Raw genomic sequence first — 13,328 nt, 5'->3', positions numbered from 1 at the left:
GACCTTGCCGCGTGCGCCGGTCCCCCCACAGAACTCACCTAGAGGTTCATCGCGATGCCTGACTACAAAGCTCCCTTGCGTGATATCCGCTTCGTTCGTGACGAGTTGCTTGGCTATGAGGCGCATTATCAAAGCCTGCCGGGTTGCCAGGACGCTACCTCGGACATGGTCGATGCCATTCTGGAAGAAGGCGCGAAGTTCTGTGAGCAGGTATTGGCGCCGCTGAACCGCGTAGGTGATCAGGAAGGCTGCACCTGGAGCGAGTCGGGCGTGAAAACCCCGACCGGCTTCAAGGAAGCTTACGAGCAGTTCGTCGAAGGCGGCTGGCCGAGCCTGGCTCACGACGTGGAGCACGGCGGCCAGGGCCTGCCGGAGTCGCTGGGCCTGGCGCTGAGCGAGATGGTGGGTGGCGCCAACTGGTCGTGGGGCATGTACCCAGGCCTGTCCCACGGCGCGATGAACACCATTTCTGCCCACGGCACAGCCGAGCAGCAGCACACCTACCTGACCAAGCTGGTATCTGGCGAGTGGACCGGCACCATGTGCCTCACCGAGCCACACTGCGGCACCGACCTCGGCATGTTGCGCACCAAGGCCGAGCCCCAGGCCGACGGCAGCTACAAGGTGTCGGGCACCAAGATCTTCATCTCTGCCGGCGAACACGACATGGCCGAGAACATCGTGCACATCGTGCTGGCCCGCCTGCCCGAAGCGCCTGCCGGTACCAAAGGCATCTCGCTGTTCATCGTGCCGAAGTTCCTGCCCAACGCCGAAGGCGCGGCGGGTGAGCGCAACGGCGTCAGCTGTGGTTCCATCGAACACAAGATGGGCATCCACGGCAACGCCACCTGCGTGATGAACTTCGACGGCGCTACCGGCTACCTGATCGGCCCGGCCAACAAAGGCCTGAACTGCATGTTCACCTTCATGAACACTGCGCGCCTGGGTACTGCACTGCAAGGCCTGGCGCACGCCGAAGTGGCCTTCCAGGGCGGCCTCAAGTATGCCCGCGAGCGCCTGCAGATGCGTTCGCTGACCGGGCCAAAGGCCCCGGAAAAAGCGGCTGACCCCATCATCGTCCACCCGGACGTACGTCGTATGCTGCTGACCATGAAAGCCTTCGCCGAGGGCAACCGGGCCATGGTGTATTTCACCGCGCAGCAGGTGGACATCGTCAAGTACAGCCAGGACGAAGAAGCACGCAAGAAGGCCGATGCCCTGCTGGCCTTCCTGACGCCGATCGCCAAGGCCTTCATGACCGAAGTGGGCTTCGAAGCTGCCAACCATGGCGTGCAGATCTACGGCGGCCACGGCTTCATCGCCGAGTGGGGCATGGAGCAGAACGTGCGCGATAGCCGCATCTCCATGTTGTACGAGGGCACCACGGGTATCCAGGCCCTGGACCTGCTGGGCCGCAAGGTGTTGATGACCCAGGGCGAAGCGCTGAAGGGCTTCACCAAGATCGTGCACAAGTTCTGCCAGGCGCAGGAAGGCAACGACGCGCTGAACGACTTCGTACAGCCGCTGGCGGCCATCAACAAGGAGTGGGGCGAGCTGACCATGAAAGTGGGCATGGCCGCCATGAAGGACCGCGAGGAAGTGGGCGCAGCGTCGGTGGATTACCTGATGTACTCCGGCTACGCCTGCCTGGCTTATTTCTGGGCAGATATTGCACGTGTTGCAGCCGAGAAGCTGGCCGCCGGCAGCGGCGACCAGGCGTTCTACACGGCCAAGCTGCAGACTGCGCGCTTCTACTTCCAGCGCATCCTGCCGCGCACCCGCACCCATGTGGCCGCCATGCTGTCGGGTGCCGACAACCTGATGGCCATGGACGAAGCGCACTTCGGCCTGGCGTACTAAGCGCAATTGCTCCAGCGAAACCCGCCTGCCTGTTATGGCAGGCGGGTTCTTTGCATTCCACGGACGGAGCCTGATTAAACTGTCCGGGTGCGCGGCCGATCAAGTAAGGGCACAATGCCATTATTGATCTGCCGGGTTGGAGATTACTGTGTTTCGCCTTGACGCCGTCCGTGCAAGCCACTTTCTGCCCTCGCTGCTGTTGCTGATAGCGGGCCTCGCTGCGGCCTACGCCAAAGACCTCAGCGTGTTCTTCACCTCCTTGTTCAATGTGCTGCCCACCCTGGTGTTGCTGCTGGGTGGTGCCTACTGCGCGGTCTACAGGCGCCAGCGTGAGCTGTTTTTAATGCTGACGGTGTACATCGCTTATTTTCTGCTCGATACCCAGACTGACTTCTACAGAGATAACGGGCATGTGCGCGATGACGCTGCCGTCATCTTCCACCTGGTGTGCCTGCTACTGCCGGCGTTGTATGGCATCTACGGCGTATGGCAGGAACGCATGCACCTGCTGCAGGACATGGTGGCCAGGGGCGCTGTGCTGTTGGTTGTAGGTGCGGTGGCGGTGGCGCTGGAGCAACGCTTCCCCGCCGCCCTGTTGGCCGGCTTGGCCGATATTCGCTGGCCGGCCCTGCATGGGGAGTGGATGAGCCTGATCCAGTTGGCGTACCCGTTGTTCATTGGGGTGCTGGTGCTGCTGGTGGTGCAGTACCTGCGGGCGCCGAGGCCTTTGAATGCAGCGCTGGTGATGGGGTTGGTGGGGCTCTTCTGGATGCTGCCCAAAACGTTCATCTTGCCCTTCACCCTGAACATCATGTGCAGCCAGGTGATGCTGATGATAGCTGCGGCGGTGGCACATGAGGCCTACCAGATGGCCTTTCGGGACGAGCTCACCGGCTTGCCGGGCCGGCGTGCGCTCAATGAGCGCATGCAGCGGTTGGGGCGCAACTATGTGATCGCGATGAGCGATGTGGACCATTTCAAGCGCTTCAACGATACCCACGGCCATGACGTCGGCGACCAGGTGTTGCGCCTGGTCGCCAGCCGCCTGGGCAAGGTGGGGGGCGGTGGCAAGGCGTACCGGTACGGCGGCGAGGAATTTGCGGTGGTGTTTGCCGGCAAGAGCACCGAGCACTGCGTGGCGCACCTGGAGGCGGTGCGTGAAGCGATTGCCGGCTATGCCATGCGCCTGCGTGACCAGGGCGCTCGCCCCCACGACGACAACACGGGCCGGCAGCGGCGCGCCGGCAGCAGTGGTGGTGCGGTGTCAGTCACGATCAGCATCGGTGTGGCAGAGCGGCATGTGGACCACCGCAACCCAGATGACGTGCTCAAATCCGCCGACCAGGCGCTCTACAGCGCCAAGGCGGCCGGGCGTAACTGCCTGATGGTGCACGGCCTGAAAACCCGCCGGGGGGCAGAGCGTGCGTCGTGACCATAACTGACCATGCGGTCTGTTGATGACCCTATGTCTCGTAAAAGTTGTTCGGTTACACTCACTGCAACTCCAGTGCTGCGGTGCCTGACACCGCCCGTTCCGACCAGCGAGAGGTTGTCATGGCTGACTATAAAGCGCCCCTGCGCGACATGCGCTTCGTACTGAATGAAGTCTTCGACGTGGGGCAGCAATGGGCAGAATTGCCCGGGCTCGGCGACGTTGTCGATGTGCAGACCGCCTTGGCAGTGCTTGAGGAGGCCGGCAAGGTCGCGGCCCGCTCCATCGCGCCGTTGAGCCGTGCTGCCGATGAAGAAGGCTGCCACTGGGATAACGGCGCCGTGCAGACGCCGGCAGGCTTCATCGAGGCTTACAACACCTATGCCGAGGGCGGCTGGGTGGGCGTGGGCGGTGACCCGCTGTTGGGTGGCATGGGCATGCCCAAGGCGGTGTCGGCGCAGGTTGAAGAAATGGTCAACGCGGCGAGCCTGGCTTTCGGCCTGTACCCGATGCTGACCGCAGGTGCCTGCCTGTCCATCAATGCCCACGCCAGCGAAGCGCTGAAGCAGAAGTACCTGCCAAACATGTATGCCGGCGTTTGGGCGGGCTCCATGTGCCTTACCGAGCCCCATGCCGGTACCGACCTCGGCATCATCCGCACCAGGGCCGAGCCCCAGGCCGACGGCAGCTACAAAGTGACCGGGACCAAGATCTTCATCACCGGCGGCGAACACGATCTCACCGAAAACATCATCCACCTGGTACTGGCCAAGCTGCCGGATGCCCCGGCTGGGCCGAAGGGCATCTCGTTGCTCCTGGTTCCCAAGTTCCTGGTCAATGAGGACGGCAGCCTGGGCGCGCGCAACCCGGTAACCTGCGGTTCCATCGAGCACAAGATGGGCATTCAGGCGTCGGCCACCTGTGTGATGAACTTCGACGACGCGGTCGGTTATATCGTGGGTGAACCCAACAAAGGCCTGGCGGCCATGTTCACCATGATGAACTACGAGCGCCTGGGGGTTGGCATTCAGGGCCTGGCTTCGGCCGAACGTTCTTACCAGAACGCGGTGGAATACGCCCGCGACCGCTTGCAGAGCCGTGCCCCCACCGGCCCACAGGCCACAGACAAACCTGCCGACCCGATCATCGTGCACCCTGATGTACGGCGCATGCTGTTGACCATGAAGGCGCTGATCGAAGGCGGGCGTGCGTTCTCCACCTACGTGGCCATGCAACTGGACAGCGCCAAGTACAGCGAAGACGCCAGTGTACGCAAGCGCAGCGAAGAGCTGGTGGCGCTGTTGACGCCTGTGGCCAAGGCGTTCCTCACCGACCTGGGCCTGGAGTGCACGGTGCACGGCCAGCAGGTATTCGGCGGGCATGGCTATATCCGTGAGTGGGGCCAGGAGCAACTGGTGCGTGACGTACGCATCACCCAGATCTACGAAGGCACCAACGGTATTCAGGCCCTCGACCTGATGGGCCGCAAGGTGGTGGCCAGCGGTGGGGCCTACTACAAACTATTCGCCGATGAAGTGCGCGCGTTTATTGCCAGTGCCGGCCATGAGCTGGGCGAGTTCACCCAGCCGCTGGCGGCGTCGCTCGATCAGCTGGATGCGCTCACCGACTGGGTGCTGGAGCAGGCCAAGGGCAACCCTAACGAGATTGGTGCTGCTTCGGTGGAGTACCTGCATGCATTCGGTTATGTGGCTTACGCCTACATGTGGGCACGCATGGCGCAGGCAGCGCAGCGCGGGGAAGGCGACGAAGGGTTCTATCAGGGCAAGCTGGGCACGGCGCGCTTCTACTTTGCCCGGCTGCTGCCGCGGGTCGGCTCGCTGGTGGTATCGGTGAGGGCGGGGAGTGAGTCACTGTACCTGCTGGATGCACAGCAGTTCTGATAACTGTCCAGGGGCTGGCAGAAAACCCCAGGGTTTGCCGTTTTGAGAATGATTCTGGGTTTGTAAGCTTTTTCCTACATCACGTGGTGACTTTTCACCACTGTTCTCAGATTGGATCCACGGTTAATCTTTATCACATGGACGGAGCGCAGGAAGCGCCTAGGACAGATCAAGGACGACGACGAAGGATTTCCTGCCAGGGTGGCGGGGCGATACGGATGTCACAGGGAAACAGTCTGGAAAACCCCGCTTAGGCGGGGTTTTCTTTGTGCGCGTGTTTTTCAGGCCAATACATCCAGGGCGGGTTGCCGGGTATCGGTTTCTTCTTCCAGCAGGTTGCGCAGCAGCTCCACTGAAGCCTGCTGGCGCTGCGCATCGCGGAACACCAGCCCCACTTTCAGCGGCACCCGTGGCTCGCTCAGCGGCTTCCACAGCAAGCCTTGCTCATCTTCTGCCGCCTCTTTGGCGCGCCCCGGCAGAATCGTCGCCAGCGATGTATGCGCCAGGCTGTCCAGAATACCTGCCATGTTGTTCATCTCGGCCTGAACCTGCGGCCTGCGGCCTTGGCTGGCCAGTTGTGCCTGCCAGATCTGGCGCATCTGGAACTCTTCCCCAAGCATGAGCATCGGCAATTCGGCTGCCTGGCGAATGGAAACCTTCTTGAAGTCCTTCAGGGGATGCGTGTTGGGGATGACCAGTTGCAACTCATCTTCATACAGCAGCAGCCCATGGAGCCCTGGCTGGCGTGGCGGCAGGTAGCTGATGCCAATGTCCAGGTTGCCATTGAGCAGGCGCCGTTCGATCTCCAGGCCTGACAGTTCATAGATCTGCACCACCAGGTGAGGCTGGGCCTTGCGCAGCCGTTCGAGCAACCGGGGCACCAGGCTGGGGCGCACGGTTTGCAGTACCCCGATGGCCAGGGTGCGCAGCGACTGGCCTTTGAAGCTGCGCATGGCATCGGTGGCGCGCTGCAGGCCATCGAGCAGCGGCAGGGCGTGGTTGTAGAGGGTGTGGGCGGCGAGTGTGGGCAGCAGGCGCTTGTTGCTGCGCTCGAACAAGCTCAGGTCCAGGCCATGTTCCAGTTGGCGAATCTGCTGTGAGAGCGCGGGCTGTGACAGCGAAAGCCGCTCGGCGGCGCGCCCGACGTGGCCTTCCTCATACACCGCGACGAAATAACGCAGTTGGCGAAAATCCATAAGGTTTGCTTATTGAAATTGCTGTTAAATCGAAATGTCGTAAATCCGCTTGCTCGCCTAGTCTATCGCCCTATTACAAGGGGTTACAGCAATTGATGGTCACATTGTTGCAGCTACCCGCAAAGCGTTTTGATAGGCAAGGCAACAGAACGCACAGCGATCATGTGATCGCGCTTTGCTGCCGCCACCGTGATGGGTTGGAATCCTGATGAACCTATTCAACCTGCGCCGCCCGGCCCCTGAGGCTGTTGTCGAGCCAAGGCAGATGCCGCAGCAGCCTTCAACCGGCAACCTGATGCCCGGGCACAACCGGGCAACGCCCGTGTTCGTGCGTGGCCAGGGGGCGTGGTTGTGGGATGACCAGGGGCGAGCCTGCCTGGACTTCACCCAAGGCGGCGGCGTCAACAGCCTGGGCCATAGTCCAGACGCGCTGGCAGCCGCGCTGGCGAATCAGGCTCAGGCGCTGATCCAGCCAGGCTCGGCGTTCCATAGCCCGGTTTTGTTGACCTTGGCCAGCCGGCTCTGCCAGGCCACCGCCAGCGATCAGGCTTACCTGCTGAACACGGGTGCCGAGGCCTGCGAAGGTGCGATCAAGCTGGCGCGCAAGTGGGGCCAGCGCCATCGCAATGGCGCGTACCACATCATCACCGCCAGCCAGGGCTGCCATGGGCGCAGCCTGGGCACGCTGTCTGCCTCCGACCCGACGGCATGTAGCCGCTGTGAGCCCGGCGTGCCCGGCTTCAGCAGGGTGCCTTTTAATGACCTCGCAGCACTGCACGCCGCGGTGGACTCTCGCACGGTGGCGATCATGCTTGAGCCTGTGCAGAGTGAAGCGGGTGTTATCCCGGCCACGCGCGAATACCTAAAGGGTGTGGAAACCCTGTGCCGGGAGCTGGGCATCCTGTTGATTCTGGACGAAGTGCAAACCGGCCTTGGCCGCTGTGGTGCATTGCTGGCGGAGGAAACCTACGGGGTACGCGCCGACATCGTCACCTTGGGCAAGGGCCTGGGTGGGGGCGTGCCGCTGGCGGCGTTGCTGGCGCGGGGGGCGGCCTGCTGTGCCGAGGCCGGCGAACTGCAGGGTAGCCACCATGGCAATGCGCTGATGTGCGCTGCCGGCCTTACGGTGCTGGACACGGTGCTGGCCCCCGGGTTCTTCGACGAGGTGCAGGACAAAGGCCGCCACCTGCGCGAGGGCCTCGGGCGGCTGGCGGGCCGCTTCGGCCAGGGCCCGATACGCGGGCAGGGTTTGCTTTGGGCGCTACCGCTGAAGGAAAACCTGGCCCCCGCGCTGGTGGCTGCCGCGCTGCAGGAGGGGCTGTTGCTGAATGCTCCGCAGCCCGACGTAGTGCGCTTTACGCCGGCGCTGACCGTGAGCCGGAGCAATATCGACGAAATGCTGCAGCGCCTGACCCGCGCCTTTGCCCGGTTGCACGCCCGCCAACAGAGCCGCCGCGAGATGCCGGCCTAGGTTGCCAACCCCTGATTCAACGAACCGTCTGGCGTTTCTGCGCACCGCCCCTGGCCTGTTACATTCGGCCCGGGGCGTTTTTTTTGCCTGTGGAACCTCTGCGACCGGCGGCGAGTCTGTGATGTAACCCCTTTACGGAGAGACTCTCATGGACTTCATTCGCATCATCATCGCTATCCTGCTGCCACCACTGGGCGTATTTCTGCAGGTGGGGTTTGCCGGCGCGTTCTGGTTGAACATTCTGCTGACGCTGCTGGGCTACATCCCTGGCATCGTGCACGCGGTGTACATCATTGCCAAGCGGTGAGGTATAACCCATTTTGCGACCAGGGGGCCCGCGCCCCCTGTGTCATTCACCCGCCAGCACTTCGCAGTAGAACCTCCATTCTTCCTCCAGCGCATGCGCCAGGTTCTCAGCCTTGCGCAGCCCGTGCCGCTCACCCTCATAGAAATGCCCCTGGGCTTTGATGCCGTTGGCTTGTAGTGCTGCCAGCATCGAGCGCGTTTGCTCGGGCACCACCACGGCGTCCAGCTCGCCCTGGAAAAACACGACCGGCACGGTGATCTGTGCTGCATGCAGCAGCGGTGTGCGCTGGCGATAGCGCTCGGCATCCTGTTGTGGGTCACCGATCAGCCAGTCCAGGTAATCGCCTTCGAACTTGTGCGTTGCCCGGGCCAGGGCGGTAGGGTCGCTCACGCCGTACAGGCTGGCGCCCGCGCGGAATACGTCGCGAAATGCCAAGGCGCACAGGGTGGTGTAACCCCCGGCGCTGCCGCCACGGATGAAGGCCTTGCGCGGGTCGATCAGCCCTTGCGCGGCCAGGTGCTCGACGGCATTGCAGGCATCTTCCACATCGGTTTCACCCCAACGCAGGTGCAAGGCCTGGCGATACTCACGGCCATACCCGCTGCTGCCTCGGTAGTTGAGGTCGGCAACGGCGAAGCCGCGTTGGGTCCAGTACTGGATACGCGGGTCCAGCACCGGGTAGCAGGCAGAGGTGGGGCCGCCATGGATAAAGACCACCAGTGGCGGCGCGCCCTCGCTGTGGGCAGCCGGGTAGAAAAAGCCGTGGGCCAGTGCCGCGCCACGGCCGCAGTGGAACGACTGCGGCAGGCTGATGTGTTCGGCCGCAAGTACCTCGGCGCCACCGGCCAGCACACTGACCTGATGGGTATCGCGGGCGATGGCGATAACCGCTGGCGGGCTGATGGGCGAGGCAGCGATCGCATACAGGTACTGCGCATCCATGGCCAGGCTGCGAAAGCGCGTATAGGCACTGGCAAAGCGTTCCACGGGGCCATGCTCAGCGCGCAGCCCCAGTTGCCCGAACCCCGCGTCGAACCAGGTAGCCAGGTAGCTCGTCGGGCCTAGCGGTAGCCAGGTACTGGCACCCAACTGCCACGGCGCGCCTGCGTGGTCGGCAGGTTCGGCGGGCAGTGCCTGCCAACGCCCCTCGACCTCGCCCCACGGCTGCCAGAAACCATTGTGATCCGACAGGCAATACAGCTGGTTGGCGTGGTCGAACCGGGGCTGCTGCAATGACGCCTGCGCCGTGGTCACAGGCTGAGGTGGCCCCCAACTGCCATCGGCGGCGCGCTGACGGCACATCAGCCGGGTGAAGGTCCAGGGTTGGGCCGGGCGATCCCACTCTACCCAGGCCAGACGCTGCCCATCAGGGCTGACGATGGGCGATGCGTAGAAGTCGGCGCCTTCGGCCAGCACTTCGCGGCTGCCGTGCCCCAGGGCGACCAGGCGATGCTCCACGGTGTGTGCGTGGCGCTCTTCCACGGCCAGCACCTGGCCGTCGTGCCACAGTACATCACCGTAGCGGCAGCGGCTGTCGTCGGTGAGGGGGCGTGGCTTTGGGTGGTCGAGGGCTTGGGTGTAGACCTGCTGATCGCGCTCGTTGACGAACACCAGGCCGTCGCCGCCCAGGCAGAAACTACCACCGCCGTATTCATAAACCCGGCTGCGCACACTGAAACCGTCGGGCGTGAGGCAGCGGGCCTGCTGATGCTGCCAGCACCAGATGCGGCAGGCACCGTCGGCCGGGCGGAACTCGACCCAGAACAGCCCGGCATCGCTGGCCTTCAATTCGGCGAAGTCGGTGCCGGCGGCGACAGCCTGCGCGGCGGTGAAGTCAGCCACGGGCGATGACACGTGAGTTTCGTTCATTGCGGAAAGTCATCTGTTCAATGGCAAGGTCAGCGCTTTGCGCCTCCTCGCGAGCCTTGAGGATGATGCCGTGGTCGGCCGACTTGGCACATACCGGGTCGGCATTGCTGGCATCCCCGGTCAGCATGAAGGCCTGGCAACGGCAGCCGCCGAAATCCTTTTCCTTCTCGTCGCACGAGCGGCACGGTTCCGGCATCCACTGGTAACCGCGGAAACGGTTGAAGCCGAACGAGTCATACCAGATGTGCTGCAGGCTATGGTCACGCACGTTGGGAAACTGCACGGGCAGCTGACGGGCGCCATGGCAGGGTAGCGCCGTGCCATCCGGGGTAACGGTGAGGAACACGCTGCCCCAGCCGTTCATGCAGGCCTTGGGGCGTTCTTCATAGTAGTCCGGGGTGACGAAGATCAGCTTGCACGGGTTGCCTGCGGCTTTGAGGGTTTCACGGTACTGATTGGTGATGGCTTCTGCCCGCTCCAGCTGCGCACGGGTGGGGAGCAGCCCGAGGCGGTTGAGGTGAGCCCAGCCATAGAACTGGCAGGTGGCAAGCTCGACGAAGTCTGCGTCCAGGGCAACGCACAGCTCGATGATGCGGTCGATCTTGTCGATGTTGTGCCGGTGGGTCACGAAATTGAGCACCATCGGGTAGCCGTGGGCCTTTACCGCGCGGGCCATCTCCAGCTTTTGCGCAAAAGCCTTTTTCGAGCCGGCCAGCAGGTTGTTCACCTGCTCGTCACTGGCCTGGAAGCTGATCTGGATATGGTCCAGCCCGGCCTGCTTGAACGCCGCGATGCGGGCCTCGGTCAGGCCGATGCCCGAGGTGATCAGGTTGGTGTAATAGCCCAACCGCCGCGCCTCGCCGATCAGCTCGGCCAGGTCCTGACGCACCAGGGGCTCACCACCGGAAAAGCCGATTTGCGCCGCACCCATTTCCCGCGCTTCGGCCATTACCTTGAACCACTGTGCAGTGCTCAGCTCCTGCCCCTGGGCGGCGAAGTCCAGCGGGTTGGAACAATAGGGGCACTGCAGCGGGCAGCGGTAGGTGAGCTCGGCCAGCAGCCACAGCGGCAGGCCGACCGCCGGCGTGGCCGGCAGCTCAGTTGAGCTGGATCCAGTGTTCGGCACGGGCCACCTCCATGAACTGCTCGATGTCGTCAGCCACTTCCGGCACATCGGGGAACTGCTGTTGAAGTGCCTCGATGATGGCGCTGACGCTGCGCTGGCCGTCGATCAGGCCCCCAATCAGGCTGGCGCTCTCGTTGAGCTTGATCATGCCCTCGGGGTACAGCAGCACATGGCCCTTCTGCGCGGGTTCGTACTGGAAGCGGTAGCCTGGGCGCCAGTTTGGCACCTGGTTGCGATCAAAGCTCATAGGGTGATCCCCTTGTGCCATACCCGTTGCTGGGTAACCGAGTGGTAGGGCGGGCGGTTCAGCTCGTAGGCCATGCTCATGGCGTCGAGCATGCTCCACAGGATATCCAGCTTGAACTGCAGGATTTCCAGCATACGCTGCTGGCCGGCCCAGGTGGTGTAGTGCTGCAGGGTGATCGCCAGGCCATGCTCCACGTCGCGGCGGGCCTGGCCCAGGCGGGTGCGGAAGTAGGCGTAGCCGGCGGGGTCGATCCACGGGTAGTGCTGGGGCCAGCTGTCCAGGCGCGACTGGTGGATTTGCGGGGCGAACAACTCGGTGAGCGAGCTGCTGGCGGCTTCCTGCCAGCTGGCGCGGCGGGCAAAGTTGACGTAGGCGTCCACGGCAAAGCGTACGCCCGGCAGCACCAGCTCCTGGGAGCGCAGCTGATCCGGGTCCAGGCCAACGGCCTGGCCCAGGTGCAGCCAGGCTTCGATGCCGCCGTCTTCACCCGGGGCGCCGTCATGGTCGAGCAGGCGCTGGATCCATTCACGGCGTACTTCGCGGTCAGGGCAGTTGGCCAGGATTGCCGCATCCTTCATCGGGATGTTGACCTGGTAGTAGAAGCGGTTGGCCACCCAGCCCTGAATCTGCTCGCGGGTGGCGCGGCCTTCGTACATGGCCACGTGGTAGGGGTGGTGAATGTGGTAGTAGGCGCCCTTGGCGCGCAAGGCCTGCTCGAACTCGGCAGGGGACATCGGCAGTGCGTCGCTCATGCGGCTGGCTCCTGTAAAGCAGCGTCTCGGCCCACGGGTGAACGTGAGTGGCGCCTCATGGTTCGTTACAACTCGATGCTCATGCCGTCGAAGGCGACTTCCACGCCACGGCGCACCACCTCGGCGCGCTCGGGTGAGTCCTCGTCGAGAATCGGGTTGGTGTTGTTGATGTGGATAAGCACCTTGCGTTGGCGCGGGAAGGCGTCCAGCACTTCGAGCATGCCACCGCTGCCATTCTGCGCCAGGTGGCCCATTTCGCGGCCTGTGCGCGTGCCCACGCCCCGGCGTTGCATCTCGTCGTCTTCCCACAGGGTGCCGTCTACCAGCAAGCAGTCGGCGCCCTGCATCATCGCCAGCAGGTTGTCGTCAACCTGCCCCAGGCCCGGTGCGTAGAACAGCTTGCCACCCGTACGGGTGTCCTCCACCAGCAGGCCGAGGTTATCCCCAGGGTGCGGGTCGAAGCGGTGGGGCGAGTAGGGCGGCGCGGCGCTGCGTAGCGGGAAGGGGGTAAAGCGCAAGTTGGGGCAGGCCTCGACAACGAAGCTGCCTTCGAGCGCTATGCGGTTCCATTGCAGGCCGCCGTTCCAGTGGCTGAGCATGTTGAACAGCGGAAACCCGGTGGTGAGGTCTTGGTGGACCATGTCGGTGCACCATACCTGGTGCGGGCAGCCTTCGCGCAGGCTGAGCAGGCCGGTGGTGTGGTCGATCTGGCTGTCCAGCAGGATGATGGCGTTGACCCCGGTGTCGCGCAGGGCGCGGGCCGGCTGCATGGGCGCGAAGGCCTGGAGTTGCGCACGGATATCGGGCGAGGCGTTGCACAATACCCAGTGCACGCCGTCGTCGGATAGCGCAATGGAGGATTGGGTGCGGGCTGTGGCGCGCAGGGTGCCGTCGCGCAAGCCCTTGCAGTTGACGCAGTTGCAGTTCCACTGCGGGAACCCGCCACCGGCGGCCGAGCCGAGAACCTGGATATGCATGGGCACTCTCTTTACTGTGCAGAAAACCGTGTCGGAAAAACGAAAACGCCCCGGCAGGCCGAGGCGTGAAACCGTAAGCCTGGCTTAGCGGTTGGCGAAGTACATGGTGACTTCGAAGCCGATACGCAGGTCAGTGTATGCAGGTTTGGTCCACATGGGATTACTCCTTCGGAAGGGGTTACGGATTGCT

The 13,328-nt window shown here is 63.6% G+C and carries 12 protein-coding genes; 5 read left to right on the top strand and 7 right to left on the bottom strand.

Annotated features, from left to right (window positions below; all coding sequences use genetic code 11):
• Window positions 1–54: 54 nt before the first annotated feature.
• From IAE38_RS05175 to IAE38_RS05165, 3 genes are all read left to right on the top strand, one after another.
• The gene (locus tag IAE38_RS05175) at window positions 55–1,860 is read left to right on the top strand and encodes a phenylacyl-CoA dehydrogenase (RefSeq protein ID WP_201216353.1); all 1,806 of its coding nucleotides are present in this window, start codon (window positions 55–57) and stop codon (window positions 1,858–1,860) included.
• A 148-nt stretch (window positions 1,861–2,008) separates the two neighbouring features.
• Entirely contained in the window at window positions 2,009–3,292 is a 1,284-nt protein-coding gene (locus IAE38_RS05170; RefSeq protein WP_201216351.1) for a GGDEF domain-containing protein, read from the top strand.
• 122 nt (window positions 3,293–3,414) lie between these two features.
• Window positions 3,415–5,193 carry an acyl-CoA dehydrogenase C-terminal domain-containing protein gene (locus IAE38_RS05165; protein ID WP_201216348.1) on the top strand — a complete coding sequence of 593 codons (1,779 nt, stop codon included), beginning with the start codon at window positions 3,415–3,417 and terminating at the stop codon, window positions 5,191–5,193.
• A 281-nt stretch (window positions 5,194–5,474) separates the two neighbouring features.
• Here the strand turns inward: IAE38_RS05165 and IAE38_RS05160 are convergent, their stop codons facing one another.
• Window positions 5,475–6,389: a LysR family transcriptional regulator gene (locus IAE38_RS05160; RefSeq protein WP_060482887.1), complete on the bottom strand. Its 915-nt coding sequence runs from the start codon at window positions 6,387–6,389 to the stop codon at window positions 5,475–5,477.
• A gap of 208 nt (window positions 6,390–6,597) precedes the next feature.
• Between IAE38_RS05160 and IAE38_RS05155 the strand changes: the two genes are divergently transcribed.
• Together IAE38_RS05155 and IAE38_RS05150 are read left to right on the top strand one after the other, a co-directional pair.
• A complete protein-coding gene (locus IAE38_RS05155; RefSeq protein WP_201216346.1) occupies window positions 6,598–7,860 on the top strand; it encodes an aminotransferase class III-fold pyridoxal phosphate-dependent enzyme in 1,263 nt (420 codons plus the stop codon).
• Between the two features lie 148 nt (window positions 7,861–8,008).
• Window positions 8,009–8,167 carry a YqaE/Pmp3 family membrane protein gene (locus tag IAE38_RS05150; protein ID WP_033727371.1) on the top strand — a complete coding sequence of 53 codons (159 nt, stop codon included), beginning with the start codon at window positions 8,009–8,011 and terminating at the stop codon, window positions 8,165–8,167.
• Between the two features lie 42 nt (window positions 8,168–8,209).
• Here the strand turns inward: IAE38_RS05150 and IAE38_RS05145 are convergent, their stop codons facing one another.
• The 6 genes from IAE38_RS05145 to pqqA all read right to left on the bottom strand — a co-directional run bounded on the left by IAE38_RS05145 (window position 8,210) and on the right by pqqA (window position 13,294).
• Window positions 8,210–10,036 carry a S9 family peptidase gene (locus IAE38_RS05145; protein ID WP_201216344.1) on the bottom strand — a complete coding sequence of 609 codons (1,827 nt, stop codon included), beginning with the start codon at window positions 10,034–10,036 and terminating at the stop codon, window positions 8,210–8,212.
• Window positions 10,002–11,162, bottom strand: coding sequence for a pyrroloquinoline quinone biosynthesis protein PqqE (gene pqqE / locus IAE38_RS05140; RefSeq protein WP_028633645.1), 1,161 nt, complete (start codon window positions 11,160–11,162; stop codon window positions 10,002–10,004). Before pqqE ends, IAE38_RS05145 begins: the two co-directional genes overlap by 35 nt.
• The gene (gene pqqD, locus IAE38_RS05135) at window positions 11,134–11,409 is read right to left on the bottom strand and encodes a pyrroloquinoline quinone biosynthesis peptide chaperone PqqD (protein WP_201162098.1); all 276 of its coding nucleotides are present in this window, start codon (window positions 11,407–11,409) and stop codon (window positions 11,134–11,136) included. The genes pqqE and pqqD overlap by 29 nt, the downstream gene beginning before the upstream one ends.
• Entirely contained in the window at window positions 11,406–12,161 is a 756-nt protein-coding gene (gene pqqC / locus IAE38_RS05130) for a pyrroloquinoline-quinone synthase PqqC (protein WP_201216342.1), read from the bottom strand. Before pqqC ends, pqqD begins: the two co-directional genes overlap by 4 nt.
• Before the next feature lie 65 nt (window positions 12,162–12,226).
• Window positions 12,227–13,138: a pyrroloquinoline quinone biosynthesis protein PqqB gene (gene pqqB / locus IAE38_RS05125; RefSeq protein WP_028633642.1), complete on the bottom strand. Its 912-nt coding sequence runs from the start codon at window positions 13,136–13,138 to the stop codon at window positions 12,227–12,229.
• A gap of 84 nt (window positions 13,139–13,222) precedes the next feature.
• Window positions 13,223–13,294 (bottom strand): pyrroloquinoline quinone precursor peptide PqqA, encoded by a 72-nt coding sequence (gene pqqA, locus IAE38_RS05120; RefSeq protein ID WP_003243383.1) that lies wholly within the window; start codon window positions 13,292–13,294, stop codon window positions 13,223–13,225.
• Between the last annotated feature and the right edge of the window lie 34 nt (window positions 13,295–13,328).

The sequence above is a fragment of the Pseudomonas sp. S32 genome (assembly GCF_016648095.1).
In the GTDB taxonomy this organism is placed as follows: domain Bacteria; phylum Pseudomonadota; class Gammaproteobacteria; order Pseudomonadales; family Pseudomonadaceae; genus Aquipseudomonas; species Aquipseudomonas parafulva.
The sequence above is the reverse complement of the archived record's forward strand: the minus strand, read 5'-3'. Positions and strand labels throughout refer to the sequence as shown.